21 protein-coding genes and 1 tRNA gene are annotated in these 22,433 nt (G+C 72.7%); 11 read left to right on the top strand and 11 right to left on the bottom strand.

Features of this window, described 5'->3' with window-relative positions:
• Positions 1-65 precede the first annotated feature (65 nt).
• Genes der through proC form a run of 6 tightly spaced genes read left to right on the top strand, consistent with a single transcriptional unit; the run spans position 66 to position 4,987 of the window.
• Complete coding sequence (gene der, locus ACLV7J_RS04260; RefSeq protein ID WP_411867865.1) at positions 66-1,430, top strand: ribosome biogenesis GTPase Der; 1,365 nt, start codon at positions 66-68, stop codon at positions 1,428-1,430.
• A 31-nt stretch (positions 1,431-1,461) separates the two neighbouring features.
• Positions 1,462-2,406, top strand: coding sequence for a CbiQ family ECF transporter T component (locus tag ACLV7J_RS04255; RefSeq protein ID WP_411867864.1), 945 nt, complete (start codon positions 1,462-1,464; stop codon positions 2,404-2,406).
• 25 nt (positions 2,407-2,431) lie between these two features.
• Positions 2,432-2,698 carry a PipX family protein gene (locus ACLV7J_RS04250; protein ID WP_411867908.1) on the top strand — a complete coding sequence of 89 codons (267 nt, stop codon included), beginning with the start codon at positions 2,432-2,434 and terminating at the stop codon, positions 2,696-2,698.
• Positions 2,699-2,709: 11 nt separating this feature from the next.
• Entirely contained in the window at positions 2,710-3,450 is a 741-nt protein-coding gene (locus tag ACLV7J_RS04245; RefSeq protein ID WP_411867863.1) for a YggS family pyridoxal phosphate-dependent enzyme, read from the top strand.
• A 42-nt stretch (positions 3,451-3,492) separates the two neighbouring features.
• Positions 3,493-4,062 carry a cell division protein SepF gene (locus ACLV7J_RS04240; RefSeq protein ID WP_411867862.1) on the top strand — a complete coding sequence of 190 codons (570 nt, stop codon included), beginning with the start codon at positions 3,493-3,495 and terminating at the stop codon, positions 4,060-4,062.
• Between the two features lie 55 nt (positions 4,063-4,117).
• Positions 4,118-4,987, top strand: a complete 870-nt coding sequence (proC, locus tag ACLV7J_RS04235) for a pyrroline-5-carboxylate reductase (protein ID WP_411867907.1) — start codon at positions 4,118-4,120, stop codon at positions 4,985-4,987.
• Between the two features lie 9 nt (positions 4,988-4,996).
• On the opposite strand, the gene plsY is transcribed toward proC, so the two are convergent.
• From plsY to ACLV7J_RS04210, 5 genes are all read right to left on the bottom strand, one after another.
• A complete protein-coding gene (gene plsY, locus ACLV7J_RS04230) occupies positions 4,997-5,674 on the bottom strand; it encodes a glycerol-3-phosphate 1-O-acyltransferase PlsY (protein WP_411867861.1) in 678 nt (225 codons plus the stop codon).
• Positions 5,671-6,690, bottom strand: a complete 1,020-nt coding sequence (locus ACLV7J_RS04225) for a DUF3086 domain-containing protein (RefSeq protein ID WP_411867860.1) — start codon at positions 6,688-6,690, stop codon at positions 5,671-5,673. Before ACLV7J_RS04225 ends, plsY begins: the two co-directional genes overlap by 4 nt.
• The gene (locus tag ACLV7J_RS04220) at positions 6,687-7,124 is read right to left on the bottom strand and encodes a DUF3119 family protein (protein ID WP_411867859.1); all 438 of its coding nucleotides are present in this window, start codon (positions 7,122-7,124) and stop codon (positions 6,687-6,689) included. Before ACLV7J_RS04220 ends, ACLV7J_RS04225 begins: the two co-directional genes overlap by 4 nt.
• Before the next feature lie 117 nt (positions 7,125-7,241).
• Positions 7,242-8,024: an MlaE family ABC transporter permease gene (locus ACLV7J_RS04215; protein WP_411867858.1), complete on the bottom strand. Its 783-nt coding sequence runs from the start codon at positions 8,022-8,024 to the stop codon at positions 7,242-7,244.
• Positions 8,021-9,511, bottom strand: a complete 1,491-nt coding sequence (locus ACLV7J_RS04210; protein ID WP_411867857.1) for an MFS transporter — start codon at positions 9,509-9,511, stop codon at positions 8,021-8,023. Before ACLV7J_RS04210 ends, ACLV7J_RS04215 begins: the two co-directional genes overlap by 4 nt.
• Positions 9,512-9,671: 160 nt before the next feature.
• Between ACLV7J_RS04210 and ACLV7J_RS04205 the strand changes: the two genes are divergently transcribed.
• Positions 9,672-9,742 (top strand) — tRNA-Gly (locus ACLV7J_RS04205).
• A gap of 70 nt (positions 9,743-9,812) precedes the next feature.
• Here the strand turns inward: ACLV7J_RS04205 and ACLV7J_RS04200 are convergent.
• The gene (locus ACLV7J_RS04200) at positions 9,813-11,921 is read right to left on the bottom strand and encodes a glycogen debranching protein (protein WP_411867856.1); all 2,109 of its coding nucleotides are present in this window, start codon (positions 11,919-11,921) and stop codon (positions 9,813-9,815) included.
• 79 nt (positions 11,922-12,000) lie between these two features.
• Here ACLV7J_RS04200 and ACLV7J_RS04195 point away from each other — a divergent pair, with 79 nt between their 5' ends.
• From ACLV7J_RS04195 to ACLV7J_RS04180, 4 genes are all read left to right on the top strand, one after another.
• Positions 12,001-12,879 carry an MBL fold metallo-hydrolase gene (locus ACLV7J_RS04195; RefSeq protein WP_411867855.1) on the top strand — a complete coding sequence of 293 codons (879 nt, stop codon included), beginning with the start codon at positions 12,001-12,003 and terminating at the stop codon, positions 12,877-12,879.
• 151 nt (positions 12,880-13,030) lie between these two features.
• Entirely contained in the window at positions 13,031-13,312 is a 282-nt protein-coding gene (locus ACLV7J_RS04190; RefSeq protein ID WP_094590587.1) for an HU family DNA-binding protein, read from the top strand.
• Positions 13,313-13,383: 71 nt separating this feature from the next.
• Entirely contained in the window at positions 13,384-14,379 is a 996-nt protein-coding gene (gene gluQRS, locus ACLV7J_RS04185) for a tRNA glutamyl-Q(34) synthetase GluQRS (RefSeq protein WP_411867906.1), read from the top strand.
• Between the two features lie 587 nt (positions 14,380-14,966).
• Positions 14,967-15,230, top strand: coding sequence for a hypothetical protein (locus ACLV7J_RS04180; protein ID WP_411867854.1), 264 nt, complete (start codon positions 14,967-14,969; stop codon positions 15,228-15,230).
• 55 nt (positions 15,231-15,285) lie between these two features.
• On the opposite strand, the gene hypE is transcribed toward ACLV7J_RS04180, so the two are convergent.
• The 5 genes from hypE to ACLV7J_RS04155 are packed head-to-tail and all read right to left on the bottom strand — an operon-like array spanning position 15,286 to position 22,431.
• Positions 15,286-16,377: a hydrogenase expression/formation protein HypE gene (hypE, locus tag ACLV7J_RS04175; RefSeq protein ID WP_411867853.1), complete on the bottom strand. Its 1,092-nt coding sequence runs from the start codon at positions 16,375-16,377 to the stop codon at positions 15,286-15,288.
• 3 nt (positions 16,378-16,380) lie between these two features.
• Entirely contained in the window at positions 16,381-17,511 is a 1,131-nt protein-coding gene (hypD, locus tag ACLV7J_RS04170) for a hydrogenase formation protein HypD (protein ID WP_411867852.1), read from the bottom strand.
• Entirely contained in the window at positions 17,502-18,530 is a 1,029-nt protein-coding gene (locus ACLV7J_RS04165) for a dihydroorotate dehydrogenase-like protein (RefSeq protein ID WP_411867851.1), read from the bottom strand. The genes hypD and ACLV7J_RS04165 overlap by 10 nt, the downstream gene beginning before the upstream one ends.
• A complete protein-coding gene (gene nifJ / locus ACLV7J_RS04160) occupies positions 18,527-22,207 on the bottom strand; it encodes a pyruvate:ferredoxin (flavodoxin) oxidoreductase (protein ID WP_411867850.1) in 3,681 nt (1,226 codons plus the stop codon). The genes ACLV7J_RS04165 and nifJ overlap by 4 nt, the downstream gene beginning before the upstream one ends.
• Positions 22,204-22,431, bottom strand: a complete 228-nt coding sequence (locus ACLV7J_RS04155) for a HypC/HybG/HupF family hydrogenase formation chaperone (RefSeq protein ID WP_411867849.1) — start codon at positions 22,429-22,431, stop codon at positions 22,204-22,206. The genes nifJ and ACLV7J_RS04155 overlap by 4 nt, the downstream gene beginning before the upstream one ends.
• Positions 22,432-22,433 lie beyond the last annotated feature (2 nt).

Below are 22,433 nucleotides of genomic sequence, written 5' to 3'. Positions count from 1 at the left end.
GCCCGCGGCACCGCTCTGTAGGGTCAAGACAGGCAACCGTTGTTGAAATAAGGAGATAAGCGGCTTTGGCGCTTCCTGTCGTCGCCATCATCGGGCGACCCAATGTGGGCAAATCCACCCTCGTGAACCGGCTCTGCCGCAGTCGCGAGGCCATCGTCCACGACGAGCCGGGGGTGACCCGCGATCGCACCTACCAGCAGGGCTACTGGCGCGATCGGACCTTCCGCGTCGTCGACACCGGCGGCCTGGTGTTCGATGACGACAGCGAATTCCTGCCGGAGATCCGCGAGCAGGCCAACCTGGCCCTGGCGGAGGCCGCCGTGGCGGTGGTGATCGCCGACGGCCAGCAGGGCGTCACCGCCGCCGATGAGGCCATCGCCGAGTGGCTGCGCGGCCAGAAGGTGCCGGTGCTGCTGGCGGTGAACAAGTGCGAGTCGCCCGAGGCGGGCCTGGCCATGGCCGCCGAGTTCTGGGGCCTGGGGCTCGGTGAGCCCTACCCCGTGTCGGCGATTCACGGCGCCGGCACCGGCGATCTGCTCGACAAGCTGATCGACTTCCTGCCGCCCACCGAGGAGCTGGAGGGGGAGGAGCCGATCCAGCTGGCGATCATCGGCCGCCCCAACGTGGGCAAATCCAGCCTGCTCAACGCCGTGTGCGGGGAGAAGCGGGCGATCGTGAGCCCGATCCGCGGCACCACCCGCGACACGATCGACACCACGATCGAGCGGGAGGGCAAGACCTGGAAGCTGATCGACACCGCCGGCATCCGCCGCCGCCGCAGCGTCAGCTACGGCCCCGAATACTTCGGCATCAACCGCAGCTTCAAGGCGATCGAGCGCTCCGATGTGTGCATTCTGGTGATCGACGCCCTCGATGGCGTGACGGAGCAGGATCAGCGCCTGGCGGGCCGCATCGAGGAGGACGGCCGTGCCTGCGTGATCGTGGTCAACAAGTGGGACGCCATCGAGAAGGACAGCCACACCATGCCGGCGATGGAGAAGGAGCTGCGCTCCATGCTCTATTTCCTCGACTGGGCGCCGATGCTGTTCACCTCCGCCCTCACCGGCCAGCGGGTGGACAGCATCTTTGCCATCGCCGCCGTGGCCGTGGAGCAGCACCGCCGCCGGGTGAGCACCTCGGTGGTGAATGAGGTGCTGCGGGAGGCCGTGAGCTGGCGCTCGCCGCCCACCAGCCGCGGCGGCCGCCAGGGCCGCATCTACTACGGCACCCAGGTGGCCACCCGGCCCCCCAGCTTCACCCTGTTCGTGAACGATCCCAAGCTGTTCGGCGACACCTACCGCCGCTACGTGGAGCGCCAGATCCGCGAGGGCCTCGGCTTCGAGGGCTCGCCCCTCAAGCTCTTCTGGCGCGGGAAGCAGGAGCGCGACGCCGAGAAGGATCTGGCCCGGCAGCAGGCCAAGGGGCGCTGAGCGGCAGCGCGTTCACGGAGGGATCGTTCGGATGGACTGGCTGCGGCAACTACCCATCGGCCAGTACGTCGATGGCGGCGATGGCGGTGGCGGCAGCTGGCTGCGGCGCCTCGACCCGCGCCTGAAGCTGCTCTGGACCCTGGCCTTCCTGCTCACGCCGATCCTGGCCGGCCCCGCCTGGCGCCTCGCCCTGGTGGGCCTGCTGCTGCTGGTGACGGCCCTCAGCGGCCTGCCCTGGCGCCTATGGCGCCGCAGCCTGCCGCTGCTGCTGGCCCTGGCGCTGCTGGTGGGCGGCCTGGCGGCCCTGCTGCCCGCTGGCGAGGTGGCCGCCGCCAGCCTGAGCCGGCCGCCCACGGAACTGCGGCTGGTGCCCGGGGATCCCGCGGAGCCGCCGGCCCAGCGCAGCGGCACCCCCTGGGAGCTGGTGCGCTGGGGGCCCCTGCCGCTGGGGCCGGTCCCCCTGGGCCCCCTGCTGATCACGCGCCGCTCGGCCGAGCTCGGCCTCAATGGCGCCACCCTGCTGATCACGGTGATCCACAGCGCCAACCTGCTGCTGCTCAGCACGCCGCCGGAGGAGCTGGTCTGGGCGCTGGCCTGGGTGATCGCGCCCCTGGGCCGGCTGGGGGCGCCGGTGGAGCGGCTCGGCTTCACCCTGCTGCTGGCGCTGCGGTTCCTGCCTCTCGTGCAGGAGGAGTTCCAGAACCTGTTGCGGTCGCTGGCCACCCGGGCGGTGAACCTGCGGCGCCTGGGCTGGAAGCCCTCCCTGGCCCTGGTGCTGGCCCTCGGGGAGCGGCTGCTGGCCAACGTGCTGCTGCGGGCCGAGCAGGGGGCCGAATCGCTGCTGGCCCGCGGCGGCCAGTGGATTCCGCCGGCCCAGCTGCGCCGGCCGGGGCCGCCCGGCCGCCCGTTGCAGTTGGCCGGCGGCCTGGGGCTGCTGCTGCTGGTGGGACTGCGCTGGAGGTACGGTGCCCTCTGACTTGGTGGGTATCCCGACAGACATCGTGAGCACGGAGCGCTACCTCAACCACCCCACCTTCGGGCTGCTGTACCGGGTGGCCGAGGCCGGCGCCGGCCGCGACCTGTTCGCCACCCTCTATGCCCAGCGCATCTTCTTCCTGGTGACCATCCAGGAGCGCGGCGCCCAGTTCGAGGTGATTCCGCTGATGGATGCCCGCCACCTGGCCGAGCAGAACCTGGCCCGGGCCCGGCGCGAGGGCCCCGAGGCCCATGCCCGCTGGCGCCAGCTGTTCGACCAGACCTTCATCTGAGCCCCGGGGCCGTGTCCGACGCCACGCCCGACCCCCGGCCCGATGGCAGCGCCGTTGCCGCCGCTGGGGGCGACGCGGCGCCCCTGCACCCCGCTGGGGCGGTGCCGGGGCTGGCCGAGCGTCTGGCGGAGCTGCGCCACCGGCTTCCCCCCCAGGCCCGGCTCCTGGCGGTGAGCAAGGGCCATCCCGCCGAGCGGCTGCGGGCCGCGGCGGCCCTGGGCCAGTGCAGCTTCGGGGAGAGCCGGTTGCAGGAGGCGATCCCCAAGCAGGCGGCCCTGGCCGATCTGCCCGGCCTCGACTGGCACTTCATCGGCCGCCTCCAGGCCAACAAGGCCCGGGGGGTGCTGCGCCACTTCGGCACGATCCACTCGGTGGACAGCCTGGAGCTGGCGGAGCGCCTGGCCCGCATCGCCGCCGAGGAGGGGCTCCAGCCCGCCATCTACCTGCAGGTGAAGCTGCGCCCCGATCCGGGCAAGACCGGCCTCTCGGCCGACGAGCTGCGGGCGATCTGGCCCCGGATCCAGGCCCTGCCGGCGCTGCGGCCCGTGGGCCTGATGACGATCGCCCCCCTGGACCTGCCGCTGGAGGAGCGCCACGGCCTGTTTGCGGAGTGTGCGGCCCTGGCGGCGGAGCTGGGGCTGGGGGAGCTCTCGATGGGCATGAGCGGTGACTGGCCCGAGGCGGTGGCGGCCGGCAGCACCTGGGTGCGGATCGGCTCGGGCCTGTTCGGGCCGAAAGCTTGCCAGGGCTGACGTGGGACGCTATTCAGGTTGAGAGCCACAGAGGAAATCAAGGTGTCGTTGTTCTCCCGCCTGCGAGCCGTCGTTTCTGGAGACGACTACCTGGATGGTGACTACGACGACGAGCTGGACTACGGCCACGACGAGCTGCCCGACAGCACCGCCCCGGCCGCCACGAGCCGCAGCAACGCCCTGGCCCTGACCAGCGACTTCAGCGTGGGCGATGACCCCTTCGCCGGCACCAACGTGATCGGCATGCCCGGCATCGCCGCCGCCGCCGCCGAGGTGACCCTCATGGAGCCCCGCAGCTTCGATGAGATGCCCCGGGCGATCCAGGCCCTGCGCGAGCGCAAGACCGTGATCCTCAACCTCACGATGATGGAGCCCGACCAGGCCCAGCGCGCCGTGGACTTCGTGGCGGGCGGCACCTTCGCCATCGACGGCCACCAGGAGCGGGTGGGCGAGAGCATCTTCCTGTTCGCCCCCAGCTGCGTGACCGTGACCACGGCCGCCAGCGACGAGGCCTCCTCCCCCACGATCGTGGCCCGCGAGGCCGCCCAGGAGCAGGACGCGGCCCCCAGCCCCGCCTGGGGCCGTCAGGACTTCGGGGCTAGCGTCGGCTGACCTCAGCCCCGCCCCCGATGGGGTGTCTGCCTTGAGCGCCGCCTCCCCGTCTGCCATCCCGTCGTCTGACTCCCCTGTCGGCAGCCCCGAGCTCTTTGGGGTGATTGGCCTGGGCCGTATGGCCCAGGCTTTGCTCTGGCCGCTGGTCGACGCGGGCCTGGTGCCGCTGGCTTCGGTGCGGGCGGCCGTGGGCACGGCGGCCTCGGCGGAGCGGCTGGCGGCGGGGCATCCCGGCCTGGTGGTGTCCGCCGATGCCAGCGAGGCCTGGCGGGCGCCGGTGCTGCTGCTGGCCGTGAAGCCCCAGCTGCTCGATGCCGTGGCGGCCACGGCGCCCCGGGACGGGGCGGGCGGGGCCGCTGCCGGGTCCGCTGCGGGCTTCACCCAGGCTCAGTCCCCCCTGCTGATCTCCGTGCTGGCGGGGGTGACCCTGGCGCGGCTGCAGCGCCTGTTCCCCGGCCATCGGGTGGTGCGGGCCGTGCCCAACACCCCCTGCCTGGTGCGGGCCGGCCTCACCGCCCTGGCCTGGGGCGAGGGGATCGGGCCCGACACCCGCGCCTGGGTGCGCCAGCTGTTCGCCCAGGTGGGGGAGGTGCTGGAGCTGCCCGAGCCCCAGCTCGACGCCTTCCTGGCCCTCACCTCCTCAGGGCCGGCCTTTGTGGCCCTGGTGGCCGAAGCCATGGCCGATGGCGCCGTGGCGGCCGGCCTGCCGCGGGCCCTGGCCCATCACCTGGCCCATCGCACCCTGGCGGGCACGGCGGCGCTGCTGTACGAGCAGGAGCTGCACCCCGGCCAGCTCAAGGACATGGTGACCAGCCCCGCCGGCACCACCATCGCCGGGATCCGCCAGCTGGAGAGCCGCGGCCTGCGCTCCGCCCTGCTCGAGGCGGTGCTGGCGGCGGCGGAGCGCAGCCGGGAGCTGGCCTGAGCCAGGCCCTCAGCCGGGCTCGGCCTGGGCATCGGCTTCAGCCTTCTTCTGGCCCAGCCTGGGCTCGGTGCCGGCCAGCAGCCGCTCGATGTTGCTGCGGTGGCGCCACACCACCAGCACGGTGGTGAGCAGGGCCAGGGCCAGGTAGGCGGGGCGCAGGCCCGTGCCGGCGCTGGCGAAGGAGCCGAGCATCAGCAGCGGCAGGCTCAGGGCCGCCACCACGCTCGAGAGCGACACGATCCGGCTGAGGCTCAGGGTCGTGAGGAAGATGCCGAAGCAGGCCAGGCCCACGGCCGGCACCAGGCCCAGCAGCATGCCCAGGCCCGTGGCCACGGCCTTGCCGCCCTTGCCGCCCAGCCACAGGGGCCAGCTGTGGCCGGCCAGGGCCGCCAGCCCCGCCGCCACCACACCCGCATCCAGGGCCCAGCTGCCCGCGCCGAGGGGGGTCCCGAGGGGCTCCAGGAGCAGCATGGCCAGCCGCACCGCCGCCGTGCCCTTGAGCACGTCCACCAGGAACACCACCAGGGCCGGGCCCTTGCCGAACTGGCGCAGCACGTTGGTGGCGCCGGTGGAGCCGGAGCCCAGCGTGCGGATGTCCACGCCGCGCAGCCAGCGGCCGGCCAGATAGCCGCTGGGGATCGATCCGAGCAGGTAGCCCAGGGCCAGGGCGAGCAGGGTCAGGGTCACAGCAGGTCGTCCTCCAGGGCGAAGTCGTCGGGGCCGGGGGCGAACGCGAGCCAGACGGGGAACTGAAGCACCGCCACGTCCACCACCTGTTCGGCCGCGTCCACCACGATGAAGGGCAGCTCGCCCCGCTCCTCCAGGCGGTCGGCCCGCTCGATCAGGGCATCGGCCCGCTCGAACAGGACGATGCCGCTGTTGGGGCCGAAGTCCTCGCGGCTCAGGCCCAGGCAGTCCTGCAGGCCGCGGCGCCATTCCCCCAGCCGCTCGGGCCGGCCCGCCAGCACCAGGGTCTGGAAGCGCTCGCCGTAGAGCTCGCCGAGGATGGCGATGGCCGCGGCGGCCACCAGGGCATTGCGGTTGCGGCTGCCGGTGCTGGGCTGGGCGCCCCGGCCCCCCTGGGCCAGGAACCAGTCGTCCAGCAGGGCCGCGGCCGAGGGCTCCAGGCTGCGGCGCAGCTTCCAGGGATCGGCGTAGAAGTCGGGCGGGCCCTGGAAGCCGGCCAGGCGGCCCTGGATCAGGGCCTCGTCCTGGCTGAACAGCCCAGCGGCGGCCGGGGCGGCCTGGGTTGGCTCGGGGGCGGCGGCGGCCTGGTCCAGCGGGGAGGGCTGCACCACCAGGGGCTGCACCACCAGCTCCATCTGTTCGGCCGCGCTGGCCAGATCCTGCAGGGCCCCCACCAGGTAGTCCTGGAAGCCCTTGAGCCGGCGGGCGATGGCGTCGGACTGGCCGGCGAAGCTGCTGCCCAGCTCGTGCTGCAGCTGCTCGCGGCGCTGCTCCAGCTCGGCGATCTCCTGCAGCAGGGCGACGCGGCGGCCCTGCAGCTCGGCCAGGGCCAGCTCCAGCAGCGGCTCCTGGGGGCCGGCAGCGGTGGCGACGGCCTGGGGCTCGCCGGCGCCTGGCTGGGGTGCCGCAGCCGCAGCCAGCTCCGTGGCGCGCTCCGGGGTGGGCTCGGTGAGGGGCTCCAGGGCCGGCACGCCGTCGGGGGCGGGCGGGGGCGTGGCGATCGCGTCGTCGCTCATGGCAGGGCGCTCAGGCGTTGGGTGAGCTGCTCGCGCAAGGTGGTGGCATCAAACAGCACGGGCAACAGGTGGATGCTGCGCTGTTCACGGAAATAGAACAGCACCGGCAGCGGCCCCCAGAACAGCTTCCAGTCCAGCCACTCGGCGTAGGGGAAGCGGCGCAGCAGGCTCTGCTGGCGCCACACCATCAGCGCCTCCTCGCTGAACTGCAGCCGCAGCAGCTGGCTCTGCAGCAGCAGGAACAGGCCGAACAGGCTCACCAGCAGCGCCAGAGCCGGCACCCCGCCCCAGCGGGGCGCCACGGGCAGCAGGGCCAGGCCGAGGGCCACCACCCCCAGGGGCACCCACACCCGCGGTGCCAGGGTGACGCCCAGCTCCGGATCGAAGCGGATCTCCTCTGCGGTCACAGCGCCGCTCCCATCCGGTGTTGGCATGGCGTGGTTGTTGGCATCGCAGGGTGGTGTCGCCGCGGCTGGAAGCGCTGCAGGCGTCGGGCTGCATTCTCAGGGACGGGACCCTGCGGCGACGGGATCGTGGGGCGTGGGCCCTGCTCAGTCGCCGAACAGCAGCTGGGTCAGCACCACATCCACCAGCGACACGGTCACCAGGATCATCACCACGGCGCCGGTGGTGCTGGTGCCCACCTCCTTGGGGCCGCCCTTGGTGGTGAGGCCCCAACCGCAGGCGATCACGGCGATCTGCAGCCCGAACACCACCGCCTTGATCAGCATCGAGGGCAGGTCGGAGGGGTCGAGCCAGGTCCGCACCGAGTTCCAGAACACCGAGGGCGGGATCCCGTAGAGGGCCGTGCTGCTCACCTGCCCCGACCAGACCGCCACGCAGAAGAACAGCAGGCACTGGATCGGCGCCATCAGCACCATCGCCAGCAGCCGCGGCACCACCAGGTACTCCACCGGGTCGGTGCGCAGCATCGTGATCGCGTCGATCTGCTCGGTGACCTTCATGGTTCCGAGCTGGGCGGCATAGGCCGTGGCCACCTTGCCGGTGATCAGGGTGGCTGTGAGGATCGGCGCGATCTCCCGGGCCAGGCCGATGGCCAGGATGCCGCCCACGGTGGAGCCCGCGCCCTGCTTGGAGAGCTCGGCCGCCACCTGGATGTTGAACACGGTGCCGGCAGCCAGGGCCGTGATCAGCACGATCAGGAAGCTGCCCGGGCCGGCCTCGAGCAGCTGCTCGATCAGGTCATTGAAGCCGATGCGGCCCCGGGCGATGGCGGCCACGGCCTGGCCGCCGATCAGGGCGCTGCTGCCGAGGCGGCGCAGCCAGCGGGGCCGCAGCCAGGCGGGCGTGGGGAGGCTGAAGGAGCGGCTCATCCCCCCGCTCCGATCCGGCTGGGATCCCCCGGGTTGATCTCACCGCCATCGGGGCCGGAGGAGACGAGGCTGCGCTGCGGCCAGCGCCGCACCACCAGCAGGCCCAGCACCACCAGCACCGCCGGGATGATGCCCATGCACAGCCGGATCGCCACCAGGGCGCTGTCGGGCTGGATGGCGTTGCGGGCGGCCTGGTAGCCGCTCAGGCTCATCAGGTTGCCGAAGAAGAACAGGGCGAAGCTGATGCAGATCTTCTGGCTCAGCACCATCCAGGCGCTGTACTGGCCGGCCGGCTTTTCGGGATCGGCGTCGATCGCATCGGGCAGCAGGGCCCAGGGGATCAGGTAGGCCGTGGAGGCCCCCACCCCCGCCGTGATGATCGTGGCCACCAGCAGCAGCAGCCGGGCCAGGTTGGCCGCCGAGCCGGTGGGGAGGATGCCGGGATCCAGGGCCGGCAGCACCATCGCCAGCAGACAGGCGGCAATCCAGATCCCGCCGCCGGTGTGCAGGGCCTGGAGCCGGCCGCGGGTGTGGGCCACCCCGTTCCACAGCCAGAGCCCCACCAGGGTGCTGACCATGAAGGGCAGCAGGATCCAGTTGCTCCAGCCCTCGGGCACGTGCATCACCACCGGCAGGTAGATCAGCGCCGCGGTCTGCATGATCTGCAGGGCGCACCACAGCAGCAGGTAGAGCCCCAGCACCTTGAGGAAGCGGCGGTTGCGGCTCACCCGCCGCAGCAGCCGGCGCGTGGTGCCCGTCTCACTCACCGGTCGCTGGCAGTGGCGGGCAGCCGGGGCCAGGCCCCAGCCGCAGAGCAGGGTGGAGGCGGCGATGATCACCCCGGTGGCGATCCCCACCTGGAAGTAGCTGCTGGGGTTGTGGTGGTCGCGCAGCAGCAGCCCCCCCAGCACGGTGCCCACCAGGCTGGCGATGATCGAGCCGGTGAAGCGGGCCGTGTTGAGCCGGGTGCGCAGCGACACATCGGTGGTGAGCTCCGCCGCCAGGGCTGCGTAGGGCAGGTTCACGCAGGTGTAAAGGCTGTTCGCCACCACGGAGATCAGCACGAACACCGTGAACTTCATCCAGGGTCCGCCCGGCGGCAGCCACCACATGAAGGCCATGGCGATGCCCAGGGGCACGGCGCTCCAGAGGATCCAGGGCAGGCGTGGGCCGGAGCGGCTCTGGGTCTTGTCGCTCAGCCAGCCGACGATCGGGTCGTTGATGGCATCCCAGAGGCGCGCCACCATCAGCACCAGGCCCGCCATCCAGGCGGGCAGGCCGGCCGCGGCCGTGTAGAAGATGAACAGGTAGAAGCCGATCAGGGCGGCCGCCATGCCCGTGCCGGCATCCCCGAGGCCGTAGGACCAGAGCAGGCGTCGCCGGGCGCTGCCGCGCAGTTCAGCGGCGTCGCTGACGGTCCGGCAGGCCGGACCGGTCGCGGGCTCTGTCGGGGTGGCGGACCTGGGGTCGGTGGAGCTCGTCGCCAACGCTGCAACCCGAACGCAGGTCATAATGCTGCAGCCGGCCGCTTCCGCAGGGGTTGGTCGTGGTTTCAGGCCAGGGGCCCCCAGGTTGGGCCTTGCTGGGGCACTTGCAGTTCTGGCGTTTGATCTCCAGGACCGCAGTTGTACTCAATAAGCCTGAATCGCGGGCTTAGTTTAGTGGTAAAACCTCAGCCTTCCAAGCTGATGATGCGGGTTCGATTCCCGCAGCCCGCTTCTTGTCTCAGCCTCCATCGGCGGGTCAGCGTTGCTGGCTCGGCCGCCTGCTGAGGCCGCGCTGGGCTCGTCAGAGCCGCACCCCCTGCAGCAGTGGGCTGGCCACCAGCAGCCCGAGGCTGCGGCCCTCCAGGTGGAGTGTGGCGGCCGTCCAGGGGGGCGGCTCGGCGGGCAGATCCTCGCCATCGCCCAGGTCGGTGGCGATCGCTCGCCGCCAGCCGCTCGGGCAGGGCGGCACGGCGAAGTCCATGGCCTGGTGGTAGGCGTTCATCCCGCACCACAGCAGCGGGCCGGCCTGGGGATCCTCCAGGCTCCAGGCCAGGGAGTGCGACCAGCTGGCCCAGTCGGGCCTGTCCAGCTCGATCCCGTGCCAGTGGCGCCACAGCTGACCGGGCAGGTCGCTGCGCCGCTGGGGGGCCTCCCCGGGGGCCAGGCCTGTGCTGGGGGCCTCGGCGTGGGGGTGTTCCGGGTTGAGCAGGGGGGCCAGCTGCCGGCGCAGGGCCACCAGGCGCTGCAGGAAGCGGCGCAGGGCCAGGTCGTCGGCGTCGGGGCGCCAGTGCATCCAGCCCAGGGGGTTGTCCTGGCACCAGCTGTTGTTGTTGCCGCCCTGGCTGCGGCGCACCTCATCGCCCATCAGCAGCATCGGCGTGCCGGGGGCCAGCAGCAGGGCGCTGAGCAGGTTGCGCAGCTGGCGGTTGCGCAGCGCCTGCACCGCCGGGTCGCTGCAGGGGCCCTCGCGGCCGTGGTTCCAGCTGTTGTTGTGGTTGTCGCCGTCGCGGTCCTGTTCGCCGTTGGCCAGGTTGTGCTTGCGGTCGTAGCTCACCAGATCCGCCAGGGTGAAGCCGTCGTGGGCGGTGAGGAAGGTGATGCTGCGGCCCGGCCCGGCCGGCTGGCCGCCGTAGAGATCCGGACTGCCCGCCATCCGCTGCCCCATCGGCCAGCAGCTGCGCTCATCGCCCTTCCAGAAGCGGCGCAGGTCGTCGCGGAAGCGGCCGTTCCAGGCGCCCATGCGCCGGGCCGGGAAGTCCGCCAGCCGGTAGAGGCCGCCGCAGTCCCAGGGCTCGCTCACCAGCTTGAGGTCGGCCAGCTCGGGATCGGCCTCGATCTCCTCGAACAGGGGCGGTAGGTCGAGCGGGGCCAGCTCCTCGCCGCGGCTGAGGGCGATGCCCAGGTCGAAGCGGAAGCCATCCACCCCCAGCTCCAGGGCCCAGCAGCGCATCGACTCCAAGATCAGCCGCCGCACCAGGGCGCGGTTGGCGGCCACGCTGTTGCCGCAGCCGCTCACGTCGAGGTAGTCGCCGCGGGCGTTCTGGTGGTAGTAGAGGCGGTCGTCGAGGCCCCGCCAGCTGAGGGTGGGGCCGGCCTGGTTGCCCTCGCTGGTGTGGTTGTAGACCACATCCACCAGCACCTCGATGCCGGCCTGATGGCAGGCGGTCACCAGCTGGCGCACCTGCTGGCGGATCTGCAGCGGATCGCGGCCGTGCTGGTAGCCGTGGTGGGGCGCCATCCAGCTGATCGGGCTGTAGCCCCAGTAGTTCTGGCGCCCGGCCGGGGCGTCCTGGGGGTCGAAGGCCATCACCGGCAGCAGCTCCACCGTGGTGATCCCCAGTTCCTGCAGGTAGGGGATCGCCTCCACCAGGCCCAGGTAGGTGCCCTGCAGCTCCGGCGCCACGGGGGAGCCGGTGCCGCGGCTGAAGCCGCCCACGTGCAGCTCGTAGATCACCGTGCGCTGCCAGCTGTGGCGGGGCCGTGGCGCCGCCACGAAGTCGAACCGCTCCCGCTCGGTCACCACCCCCTTGAGGCAGCTGGCGGTGTTGGGGATGGCGCCCACCGCATCGGAGCGGCGGTAGACGTCCCAGCCGGCGATGGCCCGGGCGCAGGGGTCGAGCAGCACCTTGGAGGGGTTGAAGCCGTGGCGGCCGGGCTGCAGCGGTCCGAACACCCGATAGCCGTAGCAGCAGCCGATGCCGACCCCCTCCACCTCGCCGTGCCAGTGGTCGCCGGAGCGGTTCTGCAGGGGATCGAGGGCGATCACCTGCTGGGGTTCAGGCGCGTTGGCGTGGGCGAACAGCAGCAGCTCCACCCGGGTGGCGAGGGGGGCCACCACGGAGAAGTTGACGCCCCGCGCCGTGGGGGTGGCTCCCAGGGGCCAGGGGTGTCCGGGACGGAGCGGAGTCACCGGAGCGAGCGGACGGCCCCCACAAGCTAGGGGGCGCGGCCCGCTGCGACGGTCGCGGTCGCTGCTCCAGGCTGGTGCCATGTCCCAGTCCCCCAGCCCCCTCCAGCCCAGCAGCCCGCCGTCCGGAGGCTCCCCCAGCCCCGCCTCCGCCTGCGCCGAGGCCGTTGTTCCGGTTCCCGACGCGGCGGCGGCGGCCCCCGCGGCCTGGTCGCCTCCAACGGAGGCCGGCCGGCCGCCCCAGCCCGTGCTGCCGGGGTTGTGGCTGTTCGCCCCCAGCCGCGACAGCCACGGAGGCAGCGCCTGGTGGCTGGAGCATCCCGATGGCGGCCTGCTGATCGACTGCCCCGGCTGGACCGAGGCCAACCTGGCGTTCCTGGCCCGCCAGGCCGGCGGCCGCATCGTGCTCACCAGCCGTGAGGGCCACGGCCGCTGCCGCCGCTTCCAGCAGGCCCTGGGCTGGCCGGTGCTGGTGCAGGAGCAGGAGGCCTATCTGCTGCCGGGGGTGGAGCGGCTGGAGACCTTCGCCGCCGAGTGGCAGCTCTCGCCGCGGCTGCAGCTGCTCTGGACCCCGGGGCCCACGCCCGGGTCCTGCGTGCTGCTGGCCAGCGGCTGCGGTGTCTCTGGGGCTGCGGACGGATCCGGGGCCGCCCAGCCGGATGACGAGCCGGCTGGCGAGCCGGGCGACATCCTGTTCTGCGGCCGGCTGCTCAGCCCCACCGGCCCCGGCCTGGCGGCGCCGCTGCGCAGCGCCCGCAGCTTCCACTGGGGCCGCTGGCTGCGCAGCCTGGAGGCCCTGCGGCGCCGTCTGCCGCCCCACTCCCCCCGCTGGATCGCCAGTGGGGCGGGGCTTGGGGCCCTGCGCGGCGGCAAGCTGATCGAGGGCGGCCGTGCCGTGCTGGAGGGGCTCGACCTGGAGGCCCTGGCGGCCGCGGCGGCGCCCGCCGGCCCCCAATCCTGAGGCGAATGGCCCCAGATCCACACTCCCGCGGACCTTTTCGGTTGCCGGGCTCGCCGGTGCCCCATACGATTGGCGCGCTGAATTCCAGTGGCAGTCGACGTTCCCTCCGACCTGCCCGGCTCCCGCTGACCCAGAAGGCCTCCCCACTCCGATGAACAAAGCTGACCTCGTCAACCTCGTTGCCGCCCGCACCGAGCTGACCAAGACCGACGTCGCCCAGGTGGTCGATGCCCTGATCGACACGATCATCGACTCCGTCGTCGACGGCAAGAAGGTGTCGATCCTCGGTTTCGGCTCCTTCGAGCCCCGCGACCGCTCCGCTCGCCAGGGCCTGAACCCCAAGACCGGCGAGAAGATCAAGATCGACGCCAAGCGCGTGCCCGCCTTCACCGCCGGCAAGCTGTTCAAGGACAAGGTGCAGGGCGTCGCCTGAGCCCGGACCCGCTGCCTGCAGACCCCCTGAGCCAGGAGCTGCGGAGCTCAGAGCTGCGGCGCGCCCTGCCCCTGCTGCTGCCGCGGACCCTGCGGGAGCAGTTGGAGGCCGGGGCTGAACGTCGTCGCAGCGGTCGACGGGGGCGCTATGCCCCCTCCCCCACCGGGCTCCAGCACCGCGGCAACCTGCGCACCGCCCTGCTCTCCTGGCTGGTGACGCGCCTCCAGGGCGGCGAGTGGCTCCTGCGCCTCGACGACCTGGACACCCCGCGCAATCGGCCCGGTGCTGAGGCCGCGATCCTTGCCGATCTCCGCTGGCTGGGGCTGGCGTGGGATGGGCCGCCGATCCGCCAGAGCGAGCGCACCGGCCTCTACGCGACCGTGCTCTCCAGCTTCCGCGGCGGCGGTGTGCTCTATCCCTGTCGCTGCAGCCGGCGCATCCTGGCCGATGTGTCGGCTCCCCATGGCGCCGCGCCGGTCTATCCCGGCCACTGTCGCGCCAGCCCCCCCCAGCCCGGGCCGGCCCAGTGGGGCGTGCAGCAGGGCCGCCTGCCCAGCTGGCGGCTGGCCCTGGGGCCCGGGCCGCTGGGCTGGCCGGAGCGGCTGGCGGCACCGGGTCAGCTCGATGGCCCGAGCCAGGTGGGCGATGTGGTGCTGCGCCGCTCCGATGGTTTCCTCGCCTACCACCTGGCCACGGCGGTGGATGAGCTGACCCTCGGGATCGCCGATGTGGTGCGCGGCCAGGACCTCTGGAGTTCCACCGGCGCCCAGGTGGCGGTGATGGCGCTCCTCGGCCAGTCGCCTCCCGACTACTGGCACGTGCCGCTCTGGCGTGACGCCGGCGGCCAGCGGCTGGCGAAGCGCAGCGGTTCCGAGGGGCTGGAGGGTCTGCGGGCGCGCGGCCTGGATGGCCCCGGGGTGATCGGCCTGATGGCGGCCAGCCTGGAGCTGGTGCCGGCGGGTGCACGGCTCAGCGCCGACGAGCTGCTGGCGGAGCTGCAGCGGAGGGGTGGCCTTGCCGAGCTGGAGCGGCTGCTCGCTGAGCAGGGCCAGGCACCGGCGGGATAGCCAACAGGCTTAAGGAAGGCTTCGGGATCAAATCCGCGAAACCCGGCCACAGTGACGGCATTCCGATCCAGTTCCCATGGCCCGATTCCCCGATGGCCTACGCCCAGGCGGATCGTTGGCCCCGCCCCGCCTGCAGCTGGTTTCTGCCTCCACCGACCTGGGCGCTTTCGAGCTCTGTGGGCGCTGTGGTGGCAGCGGTGTGCTGCGGACCAACGCCTCCGGCTTCCGCACCTGTCTGGACTGCGTCGGTCAGGGGGCGTCGTCCCGGCTTGAGCTGACCGGGACCCATGAGCCGCCCCTGCGGTTCCGGCCGCGCTCCGCGCCGCGGCCGACGCCGGTGGAGCTCAGCGCTTGGCTTTCTTCTGGCGCCAGATGAAGAAGGCCGCGGTGCCCACCACCACGGCCAGGGGGGCGGCGGTCAGCAGCAGCAGCGCAACGGCGGTCCAGTCGGTATACATGCATCAGGCCAGCGGTCGCTGACCATCTTCTCAGGCAACTCCATGGCCCCAGGGCGCGGCTGCAGGATTCCGCAAGGTGCATCCCGGTTCTCGATGCCGAGGCTGGTCTTCTTGGCGAGGATCTTCTCGATGACACGGCTGTGGCCGCGGCGTCTCGCGCTGGCGACCGCTGTGGCTGGGCTGGCGGCGGCACCGGGGCAGGCGGGCGTGCGCTTCGAGAACTGCCAGCCCACCGCCGATGGCGGCCTCACCTGCGACACCCGCCCCACCGGCAACACCCTGATGGACGACGAGGCGGCCCGCTTCGGCCTGTTCGACGAGGCCAGCCCCGGCTGGAGCGAGTTCAACCCCTACGAGGGCTACGACGACATGTTCGGCGGCAACGAGACCTGAGACGCGGCCGGGAGAGTCCGCTTGGGACCTCCGCCCGGAGCCTCCGCGCTGACCCTCAGCAGATCCTGGGCAGGTGCTCGCCCCGGCCCGGATCCAGCGGCCGGCGCACCCCCAGGCCATTGCGCAGGCTCACGGGAGCCCTGGGCAGGCCGATCAGGCTTCGCTCATCGCCCGCCATGGCCCCTGGGGTCCGCCCGGCGGTGCTGGCCTCCTCCGGCTCCCTGGCGACGCCGATCTGGGCGGCGGCCGCATCGAAGCGGCGGAGCACCGCCAGGGCCGCTTCGGCCTGGCCCTGGGGCAGCAGCAGGGTCAGGCGCCCCTCGTTGGCCATGCTGAGGGGATCGAGCCCCAGCAGGTCGCAGGCGGCCTGCACCGCGGGCGCGATCGGGATGGCGGCCTCCTCCAGCTCCAGCCGCACCCCTGCGGCGCCGGCGATCTCATGCAGGGCGCTGGCCAGGCCGCCGCGGGTCAGGTCCCGCAGGCAGTGCAGCTCCAGGCCCGCCGCCAGCAGGGCCCGCACCGGCTCCAGCAGCGGTGCCAGATCGCTCTCCAGGGGCGTGCGGAAGCCCAGCTCCTCGCGGGCCGCCAGGATCGCCACGCCGTGGCGGCCCAGGTCGCCGCTCACCAGCACCGCATCGCCGGGCCGCACCGCCGCCGGACCGATCGTGAGGCCGTGGCTCACCCGGCCGATGGCGGCGGTGTTGATGAAGATCCCATCGCCCTTGCCCCGCTCCACCACCTTGGTGTCGCCGGTGACCACGGCCACGCCGCAGGCGGCGGCTTCGCGGCGGATCGAGGCCAGCACCCGCTCCAGGCAGGCGATCGGCAGGCCCTCCTCCAGGATCAGCCCCAGGCTCAGGGCCAGGGGCTCGGCGCCGGCCATGGCCAGGTCGTTGACGCTGCCGATCACCGCCAGTCGGCCGATGTCGCCGCCCGGGAAGACCAGCGGCCGCACCACGTAGGAGTCGGTGGTGAAGGCGAGCCGGCCGCCGGGGGCCGGCAGCAGGGCGGCATCGTGCAGCACCCCATTGGCCGGGCCGAAGGCGGGCACGATCAGTTCGCGGATCAGCTGCTGGCTGAGGCTGCCGCCGCCGCCATGGGCCAGCTGGATGCAGGGCTCACCGGGGGAGCCATGGGGCGTGCGCATGGCTCAGCGGTGGTAGCGGTAGTAGGCCGCACAGGCGCCCTCGCCCGACACCATCGGCGCCCCGAGGGGGTGCTCGGGCGTGCAGGCCGTGCCGAAGCTGGGGCAGGCCTGGGGCTTCTTCAGGCCCTGCAGCACCAGGCCGCTGATGCAGGCCGCCGGAGAGGCCACCCGTGGGGCGGATGGCCCCAGCCTGGCGGCCAGGGTGTCGTAGGGCGGCCGCAGCTCCAGGCCGCCGGCAGGGATCAGGCCCAGCCCTCGCCACTCCCGATCGACGGGCCGGAACACCCGCTGCAGCAGGGCACGGGCGCCGGCGTTGCCCTCGGGTCTGGCCGCTTGGCGGTAGGCGTTCTCCACCCGGTGTTCTCCCCGCTCCAGCTGCCGCACGGCCGCCAGCATCCCGCCCAGCAGCTCCTCGGGCTCGAAGCCCGTCACCACGATCGGGCGGCGGTGTCGCGCGGCGATGGCCCCGTACTCCCCGTCGCCCATCACGGTGCAGACATGGCCGGCGGCCAGGATCGCCTGCACCCGGCAGGCGGGGTCGGCCAGCATCACCTCCAGCACCGGCGGCACCCGCACGTGGGCCACCAGCAGCTCCAGGTTGGCCAGCCCCTCGGCCAGGGCCCGCTTGGCCAGCAGGGCCGTGGCCGGGGCGGTGGTCTCGAACCCCACCGCGAAGAACACCACCCGCCGCTCCGGGTGGCGGCGGGCGATGGCCAGCACGTCGAGGGGGGAGTAGACGACGCGCACATCGCCGCCCTGGGCCCGCTGCTCCAGCAGGTCCGAGCCGGAGCTGCCCGGCACCCGCAGCATGTCGCCGAAGGAGCAGAGGATCACCTCCGGCCGGGCCGCCAGGGCCAGGGCCTGCTCGATCCGCTCGGCATCGGTGACGCAGACCGGACAGCCGGGCCCGTGGATCAGGCTCAGCTGGGGCGGCAGCAGTTGGTCGAGGCCGTGGCGCAGGATCGCGTGGGTCTGGCCGCCGCAGACCTCCATCAGGGTCCAGGGGCGGCTGCAGCTGGCGTGGAGCTCCTCCAGCAGGGCCTGGATCCGGCGCAGGCTGCCTGCTTTGGCGTTGGTGCTGGCGTTCCCGTCGCCGCTGCTGTGGACCCCCGCCAGTTCCCTGCTCAGCTCCATGGGGTGCCATCCGTGAGGTGGCTGTAGCTGCCCACGGCGCGCATGTACTGGGCCCGCTCGAAGGCCTCGGGATCCGGGCAGCGGGCCTGGCTGAGGCAGCCCCGCAGCTCGTCGAGCGAGCCGTAGCCATGCTCCTCCAGCCACTGGGTTAGCCCGTCGCTGACCCGCCGCAGCTGTCCGGGGCCATGGCGCAGCAGGGCCGCCACCAGCTGGGTGGTGCTGGCCCCCACCATCAGCATCCGCACCACATCGGCAGCGGTGCTGAGGCCGCCGCTGGCCGCCAGATCCAGCCCCAGACGGCCGTGCAGCAGACCGATCCAGCGCAGCGGCAGGCGCTGGTCGGCCTCGCCGCTGAGCTTCAGGTGGGAGCGGGTCTCCAGGGTCTCGATGTCGATGTCGGGCTGGTAGAAGCGGTTGAACAGCACCAGGCCCGCCGCGCCGGCGGCCTCCAGCTGGCGGGCGAAGTGGGCCAGGCTCGTGTACCAGGGGCCCAGCTTCACCGCCACGGGCAGCGGCACCGCGGCGCACACCTCCCGCACCACCGCCAGCTGTTCGGCCTCCAGGTCACTGCCGCTGCGGGAGCCGTCCGTGGGCACGGCGTAGAGGTTGAGCTCGATGGCGCTGGCCCCCGCCTCGGCCACGGCGAGGGCCGCCTGGCGCCAGTGGCCGGGGTGCACCCCATTCAGGCTGGCGATCACGGGAATCGACAGGCACTGGCGGGCGGCGCGGATCACCGCCAGGTAGCCGTCAAGGCCCAGGTGCACCGGATCGGTGCTGGGCAGGTAGCTGAGGGACTCGGCATAGCTCTCACTGCCGATCTGCTGGTGGTGCTGCCATTCCTGCCAGTCGCGCTCGATCTGTTCGAGGAACAGCGAGTGCAGCACCACCGCCGCCGCCCCCTGCTCCTCCAGCTGGGGTAGCAGGGCGGGATCGCCGCTCAGGGGTGCCGCCGCACCCACCACCAGCGGCGAGCGCAGCTCCAGGCCCAGCCAGCGGCTGGCGAGGGGATGGGGGCTCATGGTGTCGGCTCCTCGGATCCGCCGCCGGCCAGGCGCTGGTACTGCTCCCAGCGCTGCTGCGCCTCCGCCTGGGCCTCGCGGGCCAGCTGGCGGGCCTGCTCCGGCTGGCTGTAGCGCAGCATGCGGAAGCGGTTCTCGCCGGCCATCGCCTCCGCCATCGGCAGGTGGGGGGCGCGGGAATCCAGCACGAGGGGCGGCAGGCCCTGCTCCCTGCGGCGCGGGTCATGGCGGTAGAGCAGCCAGCGGCCCGAGTCCACCGCCTGCTTCTGGTGCGCCATGCCCTGGGCCATGGCGATGCCGTGGGCGATGCAGTGGGAGTAGGCCAGGATCAGCGAGGGCCCCGGGAAGGACTCCGCCTCCAGGAACACCCGCAGCGTGTGCTCATCGCGGGCCCCCATGGCCACGCTCGCCACGTAGACGTCGCCGTAGGTCATGGCGATCAGGCCCAGATCCTTCTTGGCAGTCTGTTTGCCGCCGCTGGCGAACTTGGCCACGGCCCCCTTGGGGGTCGCCTTTGACATCTGGCCGCCGGTGTTGGAGTACACCTCCGTATCGAGCACCAGCAGGTTGACGTCCTCGCCGCTGGCCAGCACCTGGTCGATGCCGCCGAAGCCGATGTCGTAGGCCCAGCCGTCGCCGCCGATGATCCAGACGCTGCGCTTCACCAGATCGCCCGCCAGCTCCCGCAGGGCCGTCAGGCGGGGCCGGAGTGGGCTGGGGCCTCCGCCGGCCAGAAGCTGATCGAGCAGCCGCTCCAGCTCCGCCACCCGCTGGCGCTGCTCGTGGATGCCGGCATCATCGCCCTGATCGGCCTGCAGCAGCGCCTCGGCCAGGGCCGGCGGCAGGGTGCCGCTCAGCTCCCGCAGCAGCCGTTGGGCGGTGGCCTGCCGCTGGTTGAAGGCCACCCGGAAGCCGAGGCCGAATTCGGCGTTGTCCTCGAACAGGGAGTTGCTCCAGGCCGGGCCACGGCCCTCCGCATTGGTGGTGTAGGGGGTGGTGGGCAGGTTGCCGCCGTAGATCGAGGAGCAGCCCGTGGCGTTGGCGATCACCATCCGATCGCCGAACAGCTGGGTGGCGAGCTTGATGTAGGGCGTCTCGCCGCAGCCGGCGCAGGCGCCGGAGAACTCGAACAGGGGCCGCTGCAGCTGCTGCTCGTTGATGTGGCGCAGGTTCAGGGCGGTGCGCCCGGGGTCGGGCAGCTGCAGGAAGAAGTCCCAGTGGCTGCGGCTCTGCTGGCGCAGCGGCCGCTGCGGCGCCATGTTGATCGCCTTGCGGCGCGGCTCGCTGCGGTCCCGCGCCGGACAGACCTCCACGCAGAGGCTGCAGCCGGTGCAGTCCTCCCCGGCCACCTGGATCGTGAAGCTCTGGCCCTGCCCGTGGGCATCGCGGGCGGCGGCGCTGCGGAAGCCCTCCGGCGCCGCCGCCAGGGCCTCGGGGGCGCACGTCTTGGCGCGGATCACGGCGTGGGGACACACCATCACGCACTTGCCGCACTGCACGCACAGGTCGGGCTCCCACACGGGGATCGCCTCGGCGATGTTGCGCTTCTCCCACTGGGCGGTGCCGCTGGGGAAGCTGCCGTCGCAGGGGAGGGCGCTCACGGGCACGGTATCGGCCTGGCGGCGCAGCTGGGGCAGCACCAGCTCGCGCACGAAGGCGGGCGCCGCCGCCAGGTGCGCGGGCAGCGGCAACGGCTCGGGGGTGATTCCGGGTGCAGGGGTGGCGCCGCCTGGGGCGTCAGTACCGGCCACCTCAGCCGCGGTCGGCAGCGGCGTGATCTCCTTCAGCCCGCCCAGGGCGGCCTGCACCGCCGCCAGGTTGCTGGCCACCACCGCCTCCCCCTTCTTTCCGTAGCTGTGGCGGATGGCGGCCTCGATCGCCGCCAGGGCGTCGGCCATCGGCATCACGCCGGCCAGGGCGAAGAAGCCCGTCTGCATCACGGTGTTGATCGTGCGGCCCAGGCCGTGGGCCTGGGCGATGGCCGAGGCGTTCACCGCAAACACCCGCAGCCCCCTGGCCTGGATGCCCCGCTGCACCCGCCCGGGAATGTGGGCCCAGCACTGCTCGGGCTCCCAGGGGCTGTTGAGCAGCAGCGTGGCGCCGGGGGCCGCCACGGCCAGCAGGTCGAACTGCTCCAGGAAATCCCAGTGGTGACACGCCACCAGCTGGGCCTGGCGGATCAGGTAGGTGGAGCGGATCGGCTGCGGCCCGAAGCGCAGGTGCGACACCGTGACCGACCCCGACTTCTTCGAGTCGTAGACGAAGTAGCCCTGGGTGTAGAGATCCGTTCCCTCGCCGATGATCTTGATGGCGTTCTTGTTGGCCCCCACGGTGCCATCGGAGCCCAGGCCGTAGAACACGGCGCGGAACGTCTCCGGCGCTTCGGTGTCGAAGCTCTCCTCGACAACCAGGGAGCGGTGGGTCACGTCGTCGGTGATGCCCACCGTGAAGTGGTTGAGCGGCGGGGTGGCGCCCAGGTTGTCGAGCACGGCCTTCACCATCGCCGGGGTGAACTCCTTGGAGGCCAGGCCGTAGCGGCCGCCCACCACCCGGGGCAGGGGGGTGCCGGCGCGGGCCGGCCAGTGTTCGGCCAGGGCCGCCACCACGTCGAGGTAGAGGGGTTCGCCGAGGCTGCCGGGCTCCTTGCAGCGATCCAGCACCGCCACGGCCCGCACGCAGGCCGGCAGGGCCGCCACGAGCTGTTCGGCCGGGAAGGGCCGGTAGAGGCGCAGCTTCAGCACCCCCACCCGTTCGCCCTGCTCCTGCAGCGCCGCCACCGCCTCGGCGGCGGCCTCGCAGCCCGAGCCCATCAGCACCACCACCCGCTCGGCCTCGGGGTGACCCTCGAACTCCACCAGCCCGTAGCGGCGCCCCGTCAGGGCGGCGAAGCGGTCCATGGCGGACTGCACCAGCTGCGGTGTGGCGTCGTGGAAGCGGTTAGCGGCCTCGCGGGCCTGGAAGCAGAGGTCCGGGTTCTGGCTGGTGCCGCGGATCACCGGGTGGTCGGGGGAGAGGCCCCGGGCCCGGTGGGCGGCGATCAGCTCGGCGGGGATCAGCTGGTGCAGCAGGGCGTCGTCGAGCAGCGCCACCTTCTGGATCTCGTGGGAGGTGCGAAAGCCGTCGAAGACGTGCAGGAAGGGCACCCGGGCCGCCAGGGTGGCGGCGGTGGCGATGGCGGCGAAGTCGCCGCTCTCCTGCACGGAGGCCGAACAGAGCAGGGCGCAGCCGGTGCCGCGGGCGGCCATCACGTCGGAGTGGTCGCCGAAGATCGAGAGGGCCGAGGTGGCGAGTGCCCGGGCGGCCACGTGGATCACGGCGGCGGTGAGTTCGCCGGCGATCTTGTAGAGGTTGGGCAGCATCAGCAGCAGCCCCTGGGACGCCGTGAAGGTCGTCGTCAGGGCGCCGGCCTGCAGGGCGCCATGGACCACCCCGGCGGCGCCGGCCTCGCTCTGCATCTCCACCACCGCCGGCACGGTGCCCCAGAGGTTGGGGCGGCCCTCGCTGGCCCAGGCATCGGCCCACTCGCCCATCGGCGAGGCGGGAGTGATCGGGTAGATCGCCATCACCTCGTTGAGCCGATAGGCCACCCGGGCCACGGCCTCGTTGGCATCGAGGCTGGCCAGCTCCGGGGCCGTTCGGGGGGCCGCGGCCGGGGCGCGGGAGGCGGTGGCGGTCATGGGAATGGGGCGGCGGCCTGGCGCATCAGCTCGGCGTCGTCGCCATCGAGCACGGTCAGGGCGAGGCCGGCGTGCACCAGCAACTGGTCGCCCACCCGGGCCTCGGGCACGCAGGCCAGGCTCACCTGGCGCAGGATCCCCGCGAAGCTCACCTCCCCCTGGCGCCAGAGCGGGTCGGGATGGGGCTCGATGCTCACCAGTTCACCCGGGACCGCCAGGCACATCG

This window comes from Vulcanococcus limneticus LL (assembly GCF_943369875.1).
GTDB classification, from domain to species: domain Bacteria; phylum Cyanobacteriota; class Cyanobacteriia; order PCC-6307; family Cyanobiaceae; genus Vulcanococcus; species Vulcanococcus limneticus_A.
The sequence above is the reverse complement of the archived record's forward strand: the minus strand, read 5'-3'. Positions and strand labels throughout refer to the sequence as shown.